This is a genomic window from Streptomyces mayonensis, assembly GCF_018982965.1.
GTDB lineage: Bacteria > Actinomycetota > Actinomycetes > Streptomycetales > Streptomycetaceae > Streptomyces > Streptomyces mayonensis.
The window spans coordinates 1-14,162 of sequence record NZ_JACBYP010000161.1; the positions used below are offsets into that span (position 1 = coordinate 1).

The following is a 14,162-nucleotide window of genomic DNA, read 5'->3' on the forward strand; positions in this document are numbered from 1 at the left end:
AATCCGGGCTCTGCCCTTTCGCCTTAGTCTCGTTGGCTCTGAGATGTGTCTAAGAGACTGGACCCGGACCCCGCTTCGGCCTGAACGGCCTCGTCCTCAAACGCCGGACGGGCTGTGGTGGCCGGTCCGGCTGTCATGACCGGTGCGGCTGTGGTGGCTGGTCCGGCTGGCATGGCCGGTCCGGTTGCGGTGGCCGGTCCGGTGTGGAGGGGGGGCGGCGGCTGTGGTGGCCGGTCCGGTGTGGAGGGTGGCGGCGGCTGTGGTGCCGGTCCGTGTCGAGGGTGGGGCGGGGGTGTCAGTCTTCCGAGGTCAGCAGGTCTCTCAGCTGTTCCGGCAGGTGGCGTTCGCAGGCCTGCTTGGACGCGTTGGTGAGGGCGTCGTCGCGGCAGGTGTAGTAGTCGCTGTAGACCAGCTGGGCGCCGAAGGACGCGGCGACCAGGAGGATCGCCAGCGACGACAGGACCAGGCCGCTGATCGCGGCGGTACGCTGCGGGCGGCGGGGCTGGTCGGCGGGCCGGGACGCGGCCGGGGTGTCGGGGTCGGAGGCGGCGCGGGGTCCCGCGCGCAGGGAGCTGATCGCCCAGTACACAGCCGGTGCGCCGAGCAGCAGGGCCACGTACGGCCAGGTCAGCAGGGCGAAGAAGAGGGCCCACATGCCGCTCAGCAGGGCGTAGCGGGCACGTCGCTGGGACGGGTCGGTCGGGTCCCAGCGCGGGCCCGGGGTGTTGCCCGAGCCCTCGGGACCGGAACCGCCGCCGGGTCGCTCGCCGAAACCGCCGGGGGACCGGCCGGGCTGGCGGTCGCTCCACTGGCCGCCCCACGGGGAGCGTCCGTCGCCCTGCGTACCGGACGAGTCCTGGGAGCCGCCGTCACCGGACGGGTGCCGCGGCTGCCAGGGGCTGTCCGGCGTGCCCTCGGGGGGCGGGGCGAACGGGTTGTCCTGCTCGCCGGCGTCATGGGCGCCCCGGGCGCCGTCCTGCTCGCCGCCGTTCCTCGGGTCCGAGGACGAGTCGGGCGGTGACGAGGGGCGCTCCCGCAGCAACACGGTGCTGCGCTCCCCTGGCTGCACCGACTGCTGGGGGAGCGTGAGCAGTCGCAGGCTGCGGTCCGGCATCAAGTGAGCGTCTTCCCCTTGGCGGTAAGGACTTGGCGGTAAGGAACGGTCGAACGGATGGAACGGGTGGAACGGGCGAACCCGTCGGCACAACCTGTGAACGCGTGACGCGCAGGTCGCGTTCCCGGTCCGGCTCCACGCAGACGCTACCTCCCGGCCGCGCCCCCGTCCCGAGGGGGCCTTCCGGTGTGCCGGTATCGTTGCTGACGGTCGGCCGCTTCGTAGACTTCCCCGTATCCGGGGGCGTGAAGCATTCGTACGACTGTACAAACGGACGCACGGGCAGCACACGGACGTACGGACGCGCGTACAGAGCCATCAGCCGTACGAGGCCGCCCTGCACAAGACCCGCTCCCCCGAGAAAGGCCCCCACCGTGGCCGCCAAGCCCGTGGACCGGCGAGCCAAGCGCCTCGTCGTCCTGGTCTCCGGATCCGGCACCAATCTCCAGGCGCTCCTCGACGAGATCGCCGCCACCGGTGTCGATGCCTACGGGGCCGAGGTCGTCGCCGTCGGTGCCGACCGTGTCGGCATCGAGGGGCTCGCCCGCGCCGAGCGCGCCGGGGTGCCGACCTTCGTCCGCAGGGTCCGGGACCACGGGAGCCGCGAGGAGTGGGACGCGGCGCTCGCCGAGGCCGTCGCCGAGCACCGACCGGACCTCGTCGTGTCGGCCGGGTTCATGAAGATCGTGGGCAAGGAGTTCCTGGCGCGGTTCGGGGGGCGCCTCGTCAACACCCATCCCGCGCTCCTGCCCAGCTTCCCCGGGGCCCACGGGGTGCGGGACGCGCTCGCCTACGGGGCCAGGGTCACCGGGTGCACCGTCCACTTCGTCGACGACGGCGTCGACACCGGGCCGATCATCGCGCAGGGCGTGGTGGAGGTACGGGACGAGGACTACGAAGACGAAGGTGCCGCTCTGCACGAGCGCATCAAGGAAGTCGAGCGAAGGCTGCTCGTCGATGTCGTGGGGCGGCTCGCCCGCAACGGCTATCGCATTGAGGGACGAAAGGTAGTTATCCAGTGACCGCCAGCGCCAGCGCTACCGCCACCACCGGAAGCGAGAAGCGGGCCATTGGCCCGTCCGTCACCCACCACCACCCTCAATCGGGTGCCTTTCAGGCACGCCCGATTCGTCGGGCGCTCGTCAGCGTCTACGACAAGACCGGGCTCGAGGACCTCGCCCGCGGCCTGCACGAGGCGGGTGTCGAACTCGTCTCCACCGGGTCCACCGCCGGGCGCATCGCCGCCGCCGGCGTCCCCGTCACCAAGGTCGAGGAGCTGACCGGCTTCCCCGAGTGCCTGGACGGCCGGGTCAAGACGCTGCACCCCAAGGTGCACGCCGGCATCCTCGCCGACCTGCGCCTGGACAGCCACCGGCAGCAGCTCGACGAGCTGGGTGTGGCGCCCTTCGACCTGGTCGTGGTCAACCTCTACCCGTTCCGCGAGACCGTCGCCTCGGGCGCCACCCCCGACGAGTGCGTCGAGCAGATCGACATCGGCGGCCCGTCGATGGTCCGCGCCGCTGCCAAGAACCACCCCTCCGTCGCGGTCGTCACCAGCCCCGCCCGGTACGCCGACGTGCTCTCCGCCGCCAAGGACGGGGGCTTTGACCTGGCCGCCCGCAAGCGCCTGGCCGCCGAGGCCTTCCAGCACACCGCGGCGTACGACGTGGCCGTCGCCTCCTGGTTCGCCTCCGAGTACGCCCCGGTCGACGAGTCGCGGTTCCCGGACTTCCTCGGCCACACCTTCGAGCGTGCGCACACCCTGCGCTACGGCGAGAACCCGCACCAGCCCGCGGCCCTCTACACCTCGCCCGGGGGCGGCGGCCTCGCGCAGGCCGAGCAGCTGCACGGCAAGGAGATGTCGTACAACAACTACACGGACACGGACGCCGCCCGCCGTGCCGCGTACGACCACACCGAGCCCTGCGTCGCGATCATCAAGCACGCCAATCCGTGCGGCATCGCGGTCGGTGCGGACGTCGCCGAGGCGCACCGCAAGGCGCACGCCTGCGACCCGCTGTCCGCGTTCGGCGGCGTCATCGCCGTCAACCGCCCGGTCTCCAAGGAGATGGCGGAGCAGGTCGCCGAGATCTTCACCGAGGTCGTCGTCGCGCCGGACTACGAGGACGGCGCCCTCGAGGCCCTCACCAAGAAGAAGAACATCCGCGTCCTGCGAGCCCCGGAGGCCCCCGCAGCCCCGGTCGAGGTCAAGCCGGTCGACGGCGGTGCGCTCCTCCAGGTCACCGACCGCCTCCAGGCCGACGGCGACGACCCGGCCACCTGGACCCTGGCCACCGGTGAAGCCCTGTCCGAGGCGGAACTGGCCGAGCTGGCCTTCGCCTGGAAGGCCTGCCGGGCCGTCAAGTCCAACGCGATCCTGCTGGCCAAGGACGGTGCCTCCGTCGGCGTCGGCATGGGCCAGGTCAACCGGGTCGACTCCGCGAAGCTCGCGGTGGAGCGGGCGGGTGCCGAGCGCGCGCAGGGGGCGTACGCCGCCTCCGACGCCTTCTTCCCCTTCCCCGACGGGCTCGAGATCCTCACCGCCGCCGGGGTGAAGGCCGTGGTCCAGCCCGGCGGCTCGGTCCGTGACGAGCTGGTCGTCGAGGCCGCGAAGAAGGCCGGCGTGACCATGTACCTCACGGGGACGCGGCACTTCTTCCACTGATGCCGGCTTCCTGACGCCGACGGGGCGGGCCGGTGACGCCGGCGGGGCGGGCCGTGTCACGAGGACACGGCCCGCACGGCCGGCACGGCCCGCCGGAGCGGATCAGCAGCTCGAGACCCACTTGTGCGAACGCAGCTTGTACGTGCCCGCGAGGTTGCCCTTCGTGCCCTTCGTGGTGCAGCCCTTGCGCGTCTGGTAGTTGGCTCCGCTGTAGTACACGACCGCCTTGCCGCTGTTGCCGTTGTTGTAGACCGACCGCACGTTGTTGTCCGCGGCCCACGAGCACTGGATGTCGCCGTTGCGCCAGTCGTTGTCGTTCCCGTTCCAGTTGCAGCGCTTGCCGGTGCCGTTGTCGCCGGTGTAGAAGCAGATGTCTCCGGAGGGACAGCTGTACGCGGTGGCGGTGGCCTGGGCGGGCGCGGTGGCCGCGCCGAGGCCCAGACCCGCGAGGACGGTGGCCCCGGCGGCGAGGCCGGCCTTGGTGCGCAGTGCCCGGACGTGCTTCATGGAAGTCCTCCTGGTGGATGCCGACGGAGGGGCGGTGTGCGTTCCCCCGATGAGCGGCGCCGCACGGCGGCGGCCCCGGGAACACTGTGCTGTGGGCCGAGCCGGGCCGGTACCTCGAAGGTTTCAGGGTGCCCGGCCGGCCGACGGCACGTGATTCAGCCGCTCGCCGGCTCGCGCAGGGCCCGCCACGTCGCCGGGCCCACGACGCCGTCCGCGTCCAGGCCCGCGCGCTTCTGGAAGACGACGACGGCTCCCTGGGTCAGCGGGCCGAAGTCGCCGTCCACCTCGCCGACCTCCTCGATGCCGTGGAGGTGGCGCAGCAGGCACTGCAACTCCCTGACCTGGCTTCCGCCGTCGCCCCGCTGGACGGTGAAGTCCCAGGTGCCGCTGTGGCCCGCCATGTAGCCGCGGCCGTCGGCGTCCTCGTACACCACGGGTCTCTCGCAGGTGGGCGGGGCCGTGGTGGTCGGGTCCGGCTCCCACGGGGAGGTGTAGGCCAGGCTCGTCACGCCCACGACCGCCGCCGCGACGACCGCCGCCCGGGCCGGACGCCGCCACCGCCGGGGACGCAGCCTCGGCAGCCGGGCCGAGCGGGAGGTGCCCGCGGCCCCTTCCACCCGCCGCAGCAGCGCCGCGGTGTCGGTGGGGCGTTCCGCGTGGGTCGGGGCCAGGCAGTCGCGCAGGACGTCCTGCCAGGCCTCGGACAGGCCGGGGGACAGGCGCAGTTCCTCGCGGCCGCGCGCGTAGCGCGTCGCCGCGTCGCAGCGGGCCTCCGAGGTGCCGCCGGGCAGCGGGAAGGCACCGGTCAGGACCAGGTGGGCGAGGACGCCGAAGGCCCAGACGTCGGCCGACGGACGGATCCGGGTGCCGCGCTCGTCGACCTCGGGCCACAGGAGCTCGGGCGGGGTGTAGTCGGGCGTGGAGAAGGCGGGGCTGTAGGCGTGGGTGCCCTCCAGCTCGGCGGCCATGTTGAAGTCGGCGAGGCGGGCCGAACCGTCGGCCATCAGCAGGACGTTGGCCGGTTTCAGGTCCCCGTGCACCCAGCCGGCGTGGTGCAGCTGGTGCAGGCCCTCGCAGATCTGGGCGAGCAGGGCCGGACCGGCCTCCGGGCGCGGGGTGCGGGCCAGTACGGCGTCCAGGGAACCCTCGGCCCGCTCCAGTACGAGGACTGTGGCGCCGTCCAGCTCGGGATGGTCGGGGTCGTCGACCGTCAGCGTGTCGTACATCCGGACGAGGCGCGGCGAGCGCAGCCGTCGGAGCAGCTGCACCTCGCGTTCGGCGAGGTCGCGCAGGTGGTGCAGCTGGCGCGGGGTGCGGGTGCCGGTGGGCAGGAACTTCAGCGCCGTCCGCCGCGGCAGCCCGCCCGCGTCGGAGGTGCGGCCCGCACCGGCGGACGCGGCGCGGACCCCCTCGTAGACCGTGGCGAACGCACCGGAGGCGACCGGCTCGCGCACCTCCCACGGCCCGATCCGGTACCCCTTCGGCACCGGCACCGCGTACGGCCGCCCGGTCACCGCTCCGTTCCGCTCGGGGCCGGGGCGAGCACCACGAGGTCGTCCTCGCGGACCAGGTCGAAGCGGAGGGCGAGGGAGGCCAGGGACTCCTTCTTGCCATGGGTGCGCCGCCCCGGCTCGGCCGTGTCCGGGCCGGGTCTCAGCCGCAGCTTGACCGCGAGGTAGTCGATGTTCCAGTAGACGGCGGACCGGCTGACCTTGGGCCAGCTGGGACGCAGCCGCTCCACGATCTCCTCGACGGCGGGCAGCGGGGCGCGCGGCTCACCGCGCAGGCGCCGCTCGCACAGCGCGGCCAGGACCGCGAAGTACCGCTTGGTGCGGTCCAGGGCGAACGCCGGGACGGTGCCCGCCCCCTCCAGACCCTGGCGTTCGACGCTGCGGAAGGCGTGCCGCGGCGCCCACACGTCGAAGCTGAGCAGGTCGCCCGCGGCGGGCAGGGTCACACGCGACATCTCGAACGGCACCGGGGCGTCCACCCGGCCCGGCGCGACCTTGATGTGCTCGCCGGCGCCCTCCGGGTTCTCCACCACGTAGGTCTGGTCCTCGCTGAGATTGCTCAGCAGCCAGAACGTCCGGTGCGCCGTGATCTCCCCGGCGACCCGGGGCACCCCCGCGTGCGCGATGGCCAGCCCGCCGCTCCCGGAGAGCGAAGCGCCGGAGCGCGAACCGCCGGAGTGCAACCGGCCGGAGCGAGAGTCCCCGGAGCCAGAGCCCCGGGCGTACGGATCACCCGGACACGCCCTGCCGAACTCGATGCGCTCGCCCGCGCTGATCCTGAGCTGTTCCGAGACGTTGCCGCACGACGGCGGCACGACGATGACGCTGTACATGGAGTCGTCCCCCTCCCCCGATTCCTCGGGGTCAACCTTCCCCAGTCCAACAACGAGCAGCGTACGGGAGGCAGTTGAGGGCGACCCAGGCATTCCGACGGTTCGGCGGGTCGCCGTCCACCTCTGACGTCACAGGGTCACTTCCGCTCCCGGGGCGTGTATTCCTTGAGGTGGTGAGCGACGCGGACGGCGTAGTCGTGGTACTTCGGGGGAACCCCGCCCGCGTCGTTCACCTTCTTGTACGACGTCCGGTAGGCGACGGCCGTCAGTACGGCACGGTCGCCCTCCAGTCCGGCCTCCAGGCGGGGCGCGATCCAGCACAGGTAGCGGCCCATCGCCGGGACGGACTCGGCCGGCGGGAACGGGGGCTGCGGGACGGCCTCGCCGGGAGTCCCGTCCTCGTTCATCCACCAGCGCAGCACGCTCGGGGTCCAGCGGGCGATGCCGTACTCGTCCTTCGCGGGGTCGGAGAGGTCCGGGTCGAAGTCGCTCTCGGCCTTCAGTATCGCCGCGACCAGGGCCGGGGTGACCTCGTCCCGTTCGCAGTCGTGCGCCGTCTCGACGATGAGCAGGCGGTAGGCGGGCGGCACGTCCCGGTCGGTGCGCAGCTCGGCCGCGCCGTAGGACGCGGCGGAGACGCTCGCGGTGCCGCCGGGGCGCGGGCCCGCGCCGGGCTCCCGGCCGTCGTCGGCCCAGCGGACCGCGCCGTACCCGAGCGCGGCGAGGGCGACGAGCCCCGCGGCCGCCGAGGCGACGAACGTACGCCGCGGGCGTCCGCGGGGGCGCCGGGAGGACCGCCGGGACAGGGACCGCGGGAACAGGGACCTCGGGACCAGGGACCTCGGGACCAGGGCGCGCCTCGCCGTGCCCCGCGTGCCCTCCGCCGCGGCCGTCACCCGGCGCAGCAGGGCGTCGGTGCCGATCCGGCCGGAGTGTGTACGGGTCAGACACGCCCGGACGATCTCGCTCCAGGCCTGCGGCAGTTCGGGGGACAGCCGCAGCTCGTGGGTGCCGCGGGCGTAGGCGACGGCGGCGTCGCGGCGGGCGGTCGGGGTGCCGCCGGGCAGCGGGAAGGTCCCGGTGAGCACCAGGTGGGCCAGGACGCCGAAGGCCCAGACGTCGGCCGACGGGCGGATCCGGCGGCCCCGTTCGCCGATCTCGGACCACAGCAGCTCGGGCGGCGTGTAGTCGGGGGTGGAGAAGGCGGGTGTGTAGGCGTGGGTGCCTTCCAGCTCGGCGGCCATGTTGAAGTCGGCGAGCCGGACCGAGCCGTCGGCCATCAGCAGGACGTTGGCCGGTTTCAGATCCCCGTGCACCCAGCCCGCCCGGTGCAGCTGGGCCAGTCCCGCACAGACCTGCGCGAGCAGCGCGGGGCCGGCCGGCGGGCGCGGTGCCGTGCCGAGCAGGGCCGACAGGGAGCCCTCGGCCCGCTCCAGTACGAGGACGGTGGCGCCGTCGAGCCTGCCGTCGGCGGGGTCGTCGACCGTGAGGCTCTCGTACATCCGGATCAGCCGCGGCTGCCGCAGGCGGCGCAGCAACTCGACCTCGCGCTCGATCAGTTCCCGCAGATGGGTCAGTTGCCGCGGGGTGCCGGTGCCGGTGGGCAGGAACTTCAGCGCGGCCGTCTCCGGCAGACTGCCGCTGCCGCTGCCGCGCCCCGTAGCCGCGTTGTGGTTGCCGTGGCCGGTGTCCACGCGGCGTGCGGCGTAGACGCTCCCGAAGGCACCGGTCGCGATCGGCTCGCGGACCTCCCAGGCCCCCACCCGGTACCCGCGGGGCACCGGGACGGCGTACGGCTCGGTCATCGCAGCGCCTGCCCGGACGGCTCCGTGAGGACCACCAGGTCGTCCTCGCGGACCAGGTCGAAACGGAGCGCCAGGGACACCAGCGACTCCTTCTTGCCGTTCAGCCGGGGGCCCGGGTCGGCGGTCTCCGGGCCCGGCTTCAGCCGCAGTTTCACGGCCAGGTAGTCGATGTTCCACTGCACCGACGTCCGCGAGGCCGCGGGCCAGGTCGGACGGAGCCGCCGCACGACCTGGTCCATGGTCGGCAGCGGGGCGTGCGGCGCCCCGCGCAGCCGAGGCTCGCACAGGGCGGCCAGGACCGCGAAGTACCGCTTGGTGCGGTCGACGGAGAAGGCCGGGGCGGTCGGCTCGCCGTCGGCGCCGCCCTCGCCGCGCAGGTAGTCGTGGCGCGGCGCCCAGACCTCGACCGGCAGCAGGTCCCCGGCCGCGGGCAGCACGATCCGCGAGAACTCGAACGGCACCGGGGCGTCCAGCCGGCCCGGCGCGACCTTGATGTGCTCGCCGGCGCCCTCCGGGTTCTCGACCACGTAGGTCTGGTGGGCGGACAGGTTGCTGACGGTCCAGAAGGTGCCGTGGGCGGTGATCTCGCCCGCTCTTCTCGACACCCCGTCGTGTCCGATCAGCAGCCCGCCCTCGGACACGGCCCGCCCGAAGACGAGCCGCTCGCCGGGTGCGAGCCGGAACTGGGTGCCGGTGTTTTCGTCCTCCGGGGTCTGCGGAGGTACCACGATGATGCTGAACAAGGTGCGTCTCCCCGTGCCTGACGGCTGCCCTCGCCAGACTAGGGCGACGCGACAGGGCCGTGCCCCCCTCGTACGGGTGAGACGCGGCCCTGTGACGTGATTGGCGAGAACCGTTCAGTGTCCGGTACTCAGTAACGGGAGTCCCGGTACTCAGGAAAGGACGCGCCGGTACTCAGTAGCGCGGGCGCTTGTACCAGGCGGCGCCGTTCGAGTTGCCGACGAACACGGCGACCAGGATGGCGAGCACCGTGTGGACGAGGCCCACCAGGATGAACGGGTACAGGCCGAGGATCGCGGTGATGATCGCGAAGACCAGGGTCGTGACGCGTATGCCGTTGCCGCCGCTGCCGACCTTGATCGCCATGATGAGCGCCGCCACACCCCAGACCAGCGCGAACGCCGTGAGGCCCCACAGCATGCCGGACGAGTAGTCGGCCAGGTCCTGGAAGGCGGCGTCGTCCTGCAGGGTCTCGTCGTTCTTCGCGGCGTCCACGCCCACGGCGCTGATGGCGAACAGGGCCACGCCGACGAGCTGGAGGCCGAAGATGACCCACAGCATGACGCGGGCCGCACTGACCGTGCCGGGCATCGTCGACGGGCCGGGGGCGTAGCCCCCGCCGTAGGGCTGCTGCACGGGCGGGGCCGCGGGGTAGCCGTAGCCCGGCTGGCCCTGCCCCTGGGGCTGTTGCTGGGGGTAGCCGTAGTTCGGCTGCTGGCCGCCCTGGGGCGCGCCGTAGGGGTTGTTCGGGTCGCCGAAACTCATGGCGGGACTTCCTCCGTAGCTGTCAAGTGCGGGGACGACGCGTGGCCCGGCTCGGAGGAATGATGTGAAGAAGCGGTTCGTCCCCCCGGTACGGCCCCGCGGCACTGTGCTGCATATCGTTCTTGACCGATCTCTTACTTGTCCACCCCGTTCACAATGCGTTGTGCAAGTGCAACAACGTCGATCATGAATGGATACGGGTGGACCCGTCCCCCGGCGTCCGGATGATGGCCGGATTGGAACAGCGGGCCCGTCATCCGCGAGGATGGGGTCATGACCGCCCAGATTCTCGATGGCAAGGCCACCGCAGCCGCGATCAAGTCCGAACTGACCGCCCGCGTGGCGGCGCTGAAGGAGAGGGGTGTCACACCGGGCCTCGGCACCGTCCTGGTCGGGGACGATCCCGGCAGTCAGAAGTACGTCGCCGGCAAGCACCGCGACTGCGCCCAGGTCGGTATCTCCTCCATCCAGCGCGAACTGCCGGGCACGGCCACGCAGGAGGAGATCGAGGCGGTGGTCCGCGAGCTGAACGAGGACCCGGAGTGCACCGGCTACATCGTCCAGCTCCCGCTGCCCAGGGGCATCGACGAGAACCGCATCCTGGAGCTGATGGACCCGGACAAGGACGCGGACGGCCTGCACCCGATGAATCTCGGCCGCCTCGTACTGAACGAGCCGGCACCGCTGCCCTGCACCCCCCACGGCATCCTCACCCTCCTGCGCCGCCACGGCGTGGAGGTCAAGGGCGCCGAGGTGGTGGTCGTCGGCCGCGGGGTCACCATCGGCCGCCCGATGCCGCTGCTGCTCACCCGGCGCAGCGAGAACGCCACCGTGACCCAGTGCCACACCGGCACCCGCGACCTGGCCGCCCACCTCCGGCGTGCCGACATCGTCGTCGCCGCGGCAGGCTCCCCGCACCTGGTCCGTGCCGAGGACGTCAAGCCGGGCGCCGCCGTCCTCGACGTCGGCGTCTCGCGCAACGCCGAGGGCAAGATCGTCGGCGACGTCCACCCGGACGTGGCCGAGGTGGCCGCCTGGATCTCCCCGAACCCCGGCGGTGTCGGCCCCATGACCCGGGCCCAGCTGCTGGTCAACGTGGTGGAGGCGGCGGAGCGCCGTGCCGGCTGAGGACAAGCGGGCCGGGCGCGCCGTCCGCCGCGAGCGCGCCGTCCGCTCCGCCGAGCCCGCGGAGCGGCCCGCGTCCGCGGAGCGGTCCGCACCCCGGGAGCGGTCCGCACCCCGGGAGCGGTCCGAGTCCCCGGACGGGCCGAGTCGGACGGCGAGTCCGAAGGGCGCCGGAAGTCCGAAGCCCGCCGAAGGTTCGGAGCGCAGCGGCGATTCGAAGCGCACCGGGAGTCCGGAGGGCACCGGAAGCTCGGAACGGACCGGAAGTTCAGAGCGCACCGGAAGCTCGGAACGGACCGGAAGTTCAGAGCGGACCGGAAGTTCAGAGCGCACCGGAAGCTCGGAGCGGACCGAAAGCTCGAAGCGCACCGACGGGATGGGGACGGCCGGAGGCCCCGCGGACTCCGAGGTCACCGTCCGGGACCCCGTCAGCGCGCCGGACGCCGAGGGGCGGCCGCGCCGGGTCACCCGCCGGTTCCCCCTCTTCACCCGGGACACCGCGCGTCCCGAGGGCGGCGGCAGGGCCGCGACCGGTGCCGCCCCCGCGCCCGCACGGCAGTGGCCGGTGATCGGCGTCGTCGCCCTGGTCGGGGTCGGCCTGCTGCTCACCGGGCTCGACGTGTTCCGCTGGGGTCTGGTCCTGGTCGGCGCCGCGCTGCTGACGGGAGCCGCGCTGCGCTGGGTCGTACCGGACGTCGGCATGCTCGCCGTGCGCTCGCGCTTCACGGACATCGCCACGTACGGCGTGCTGGGCACCGCGATCGTCATGCTGTCGCTCATGGCGCAGCCCGACGCACCGCTGAAGATCCCGTTCCTGAACGATCTGCTGCACTTCACCGTAAGTAGCTAGGGCACGTTCCCGGGCGAACGGCGGCCCGTCCTCACCCCCGTTGAAGGACGGGCCGCCGCCGGGAACAACCCTGCTGCAGGGCGAACCGCCGGTTCAACGCCTGTCAGGGCGCTGTGGCACGGAGGTGACCGTTCCGCCACTCCGCTACGCGGGTCCGGGAGACCGGAGGCGGCCGGGGCGGGGAGCGTTGGCGTCAGGGGTTCCGTTCGGAGCACGGGGGCGCCGGTGGGACACTGGACGGCGAGTCGGCGGGCGTGGGACGGTGCACGCCTGTGGCTCTGTGCTCCTGTGCGCCCCCACCCCGGGAACTGAGATCCTGACCGGGCGCATCCCTGTGGGTAGCCAGAACGGGTGCCGCGAGCGGGACGCCGCGCGTGGGAACCGGTCGCGGGAACCGGCGGGGGGCCGGCGTCGGCCGGCGGGAACCGGCGGGGGAACGACCAGCACGTCACCGGGGGGAAGGGGAAGCAGTGCCTCGTTGGAAGGCCTTGCCGGACGAACTCGATCCGCAGATCAGAGAGTTCACCAGTCAGCTGCGCCGGCTCGTGGACCGCAGCGAGCTGAGCGTCGCGTCGGTCGCCGACGCCACGGGCTACAGCAAGACGTCCTGGGAGCGTTATCTGAACGGCAGGCTGCTCGCACCCAAGGGTGCGATCGTGGCCCTGGCCGAGGTGACGGGCACCAACCCCGTTCACCTGACCACCATGTGGGAGCTGGCCGAGCGGGCCTGGAGCCGCTCGGAGATGCGCCACGACATGACCATGGAGGCCATCCGTATCTCCCAGGCCCGCGCCGCGCTCGGCGAGGCGGGCACCTCCGCGAACAGGGCGGGCAAAGCGGAGAAGGCAGAGAAGGCTGAGAAGGCGGCAAAGGCCCAGAAGGCGAGTAAGGCCGGTAAGGGGGACAAGGCGGCCGACAGTGCGGGGACCGGCCGGCAGAACCGCTCGGGCCGGCACGCCGGAGGCGGACCGTCGTCCGGCGTCGCCGGTCCGGCCGGGGTCGCGCCCACACTGCCGCCGACGGTCCCCGCGCAGCCGACGGCCGCCGACAGCCCCGACTCGGCCCTCGGCCCGGTCCGGGGCGGCGGTGCCGCCGGCGCTCCCTCCGTACCGCCGTCCGACGACCCGTCCCCCGGCGGGGCGACCGACGGCAACTCGTGGGGCCTGGCCGGATACCGGGGACCGTCGCCGGCCGGCGACCGCACGGCGCGGTACGGCAGCCGTACCGGGGCCGCGGAGCCCGGGGGACCGGCGAGGGCCACGGGCCCCGCGGCGGCGGGAGGCCGCTCCCTCCCGAACGGCCACGGCCCCGCCGACCCGTACGGCGGCCACGGCCCCGCCGACCCGTACGGCCACGCTCCCGTCGACCCCTACGGCCACGCGCCCGGCGATCCCCACGGCCACGGCCACACTTCCGCGGACGCCTACGGCCGGCCCCCGCAGGGCGGTCCGCGTCCGGGCGGGCGGCCCTCCGGGGGCGGCAGGCGGACGACGACGTTCGTCGCGGGCGTCGTCGGCGTGCTGGTCGTGATCGCGGGCGCCTTCTTCCTGCTGAACGAAGGCGGCGGCAAGGACGACGAGGGCGCCAAGCCGTCCTCGTCGCCGACCGTCAGCAACTCGCCCGAGCTGCCGCCGGGGGTGAAGTGCAGCGGAGACGCCTGCACCGGCAAGGACCCCGAGGCCATGGGCTGCGGCGGCGACCTCGTGACCACCGGCGCGACCGCCGCCGTCGGCACGGCCTCCGTCGAGGTCCGCTACAGCAAGATCTGCGGCGCCGCGTGGGCCCGTGTCACCCAGGCCGCCGAGGGCGACGAGGTACAGGTGAAGGCGGGGGGCGCGGAGGGGCAGCAGGCGGCGGTCGACGTCCCCGGCAGCACCGCCGCGTACACCCCGATGGTCGCCGTGGACTCCGCGGCCGACGCCACCGCGTGCGTGACGCTCGCGTCGGGACAGCAGGGCTGCACGCAGTAGCTGCGCGCAAGCAGCCGCATGAAGCAGGGGCCGCGGATGAACGGGCCCACGAAGAGGCGGCCGCCTGTCCGGGAGAGGGGGGACGAAGGCGGCCGCCGTTTCGGGGACCGTTGCCGGACTCCCGTGGGGGTACTACTCGCGTGCCCCTGACAACGGCGGGCATGCCTGCCCGAGTCGAACTTTTTTCAACTGTCCGTTTTCGCACCACCGTTCCCCACCGGCCTCCCACCGATGGTCGCCGTGGACTCCGCGGCCGACGCCACCGCGTGCGTGACG

At 73.2% G+C, this 14,162-nt stretch carries 12 protein-coding genes; 5 read left to right on the forward strand and 7 right to left on the reverse strand.

Features of this window, described 5'->3' with window-relative positions:
- Positions 1–295: 295 nt before the first annotated feature.
- Entirely contained in the window at positions 296–1,114 is an 819-nt protein-coding gene (locus HZS56_RS34825) for a hypothetical protein (protein ID WP_216724819.1), read from the reverse strand.
- A gap of 374 nt (positions 1,115–1,488) precedes the next feature.
- Here HZS56_RS34825 and purN point away from each other — a divergent pair, with 374 nt between their 5' ends.
- Both purN and purH read left to right on the forward strand, forming a co-directional pair.
- The gene (gene purN, locus HZS56_RS34830) at positions 1,489–2,136 is read left to right on the forward strand and encodes a phosphoribosylglycinamide formyltransferase (RefSeq protein ID WP_216724820.1); all 648 of its coding nucleotides are present in this window, start codon (positions 1,489–1,491) and stop codon (positions 2,134–2,136) included.
- Between the two features lie 47 nt (positions 2,137–2,183).
- Positions 2,184–3,779, forward strand: a complete 1,596-nt coding sequence (gene purH, locus HZS56_RS34835; protein WP_216724829.1) for a bifunctional phosphoribosylaminoimidazolecarboxamide formyltransferase/IMP cyclohydrolase — start codon at positions 2,184–2,186, stop codon at positions 3,777–3,779.
- Positions 3,780–3,881: 102 nt separating this feature from the next.
- Here the strand turns inward: purH and HZS56_RS34840 are convergent, their stop codons facing one another.
- The 6 genes from HZS56_RS34840 to HZS56_RS34865 all read right to left on the reverse strand — a co-directional run bounded on the left by HZS56_RS34840 (position 3,882) and on the right by HZS56_RS34865 (position 9,941).
- Positions 3,882–4,286, reverse strand: coding sequence for a peptidase inhibitor family I36 protein (locus tag HZS56_RS34840; protein WP_216724821.1), 405 nt, complete (start codon positions 4,284–4,286; stop codon positions 3,882–3,884).
- Positions 4,287–4,441: 155 nt separating this feature from the next.
- A complete protein-coding gene (locus tag HZS56_RS34845) occupies positions 4,442–5,800 on the reverse strand; it encodes a protein kinase domain-containing protein (RefSeq protein WP_216724822.1) in 1,359 nt (452 codons plus the stop codon).
- A complete protein-coding gene (locus tag HZS56_RS34850; RefSeq protein WP_216724823.1) occupies positions 5,797–6,630 on the reverse strand; it encodes an FHA domain-containing protein in 834 nt (277 codons plus the stop codon). The genes HZS56_RS34845 and HZS56_RS34850 overlap by 4 nt, the downstream gene beginning before the upstream one ends.
- Before the next feature lie 137 nt (positions 6,631–6,767).
- Positions 6,768–8,435: a serine/threonine protein kinase gene (locus HZS56_RS34855; RefSeq protein ID WP_216724824.1), complete on the reverse strand. Its 1,668-nt coding sequence runs from the start codon at positions 8,433–8,435 to the stop codon at positions 6,768–6,770.
- The gene (locus HZS56_RS34860; protein ID WP_216724825.1) at positions 8,432–9,178 is read right to left on the reverse strand and encodes an FHA domain-containing protein; all 747 of its coding nucleotides are present in this window, start codon (positions 9,176–9,178) and stop codon (positions 8,432–8,434) included. The genes HZS56_RS34855 and HZS56_RS34860 overlap by 4 nt, the downstream gene beginning before the upstream one ends.
- A 172-nt stretch (positions 9,179–9,350) precedes the next feature.
- The gene (locus tag HZS56_RS34865; RefSeq protein ID WP_216724826.1) at positions 9,351–9,941 is read right to left on the reverse strand and encodes a hypothetical protein; all 591 of its coding nucleotides are present in this window, start codon (positions 9,939–9,941) and stop codon (positions 9,351–9,353) included.
- A gap of 273 nt (positions 9,942–10,214) precedes the next feature.
- On the opposite strand from HZS56_RS34865, the gene HZS56_RS34870 reads away from it, so the two are divergent.
- The 3 genes from HZS56_RS34870 (at position 10,215) to HZS56_RS34880 (ending at position 13,886) form a co-directional block, all read left to right on the forward strand.
- A complete protein-coding gene (locus tag HZS56_RS34870) occupies positions 10,215–11,069 on the forward strand; it encodes a bifunctional methylenetetrahydrofolate dehydrogenase/methenyltetrahydrofolate cyclohydrolase (RefSeq protein WP_216724827.1) in 855 nt (284 codons plus the stop codon).
- A gap of 373 nt (positions 11,070–11,442) precedes the next feature.
- Entirely contained in the window at positions 11,443–11,916 is a 474-nt protein-coding gene (locus HZS56_RS34875) for a DUF3017 domain-containing protein (RefSeq protein WP_216724828.1), read from the forward strand.
- Between the two features lie 470 nt (positions 11,917–12,386).
- Positions 12,387–13,886 (forward strand): DUF2690 domain-containing protein, encoded by a 1,500-nt coding sequence (locus HZS56_RS34880; protein ID WP_308408230.1) that lies wholly within the window; start codon positions 12,387–12,389, stop codon positions 13,884–13,886.
- Positions 13,887–14,162: the final 276 nt, after the last annotated feature.

Excerpts from the sequence above, each read along its gene's own strand:
- HZS56_RS34825 (WP_216724819.1), bottom strand. The coding sequence starts at position 1,114 with ATGCCGGACCGCAGCCTGCGACTGCTCACGCTCCCCCAGCAGTCGGTG.
- HZS56_RS34840 (WP_216724821.1), bottom strand. The coding sequence starts at position 4,286 with ATGAAGCACGTCCGGGCACTGCGCACCAAGGCCGGCCTCGCCGCCGGG.
- HZS56_RS34850 (WP_216724823.1), bottom strand. The coding sequence starts at position 6,630 with ATGTACAGCGTCATCGTCGTGCCGCCGTCGTGCGGCAACGTCTCGGAA.
- HZS56_RS34855 (WP_216724824.1), bottom strand. The coding sequence starts at position 8,435 with ATGACCGAGCCGTACGCCGTCCCGGTGCCCCGCGGGTACCGGGTGGGG.
- HZS56_RS34865 (WP_216724826.1), bottom strand. The coding sequence starts at position 9,941 with ATGAGTTTCGGCGACCCGAACAACCCCTACGGCGCGCCCCAGGGCGGC.
- HZS56_RS34870 (WP_216724827.1), top strand. The coding sequence starts at position 10,215 with ATGACCGCCCAGATTCTCGATGGCAAGGCCACCGCAGCCGCGATCAAG.
- HZS56_RS34875 (WP_216724828.1), top strand. The coding sequence starts at position 11,443 with ATGGGGACGGCCGGAGGCCCCGCGGACTCCGAGGTCACCGTCCGGGAC.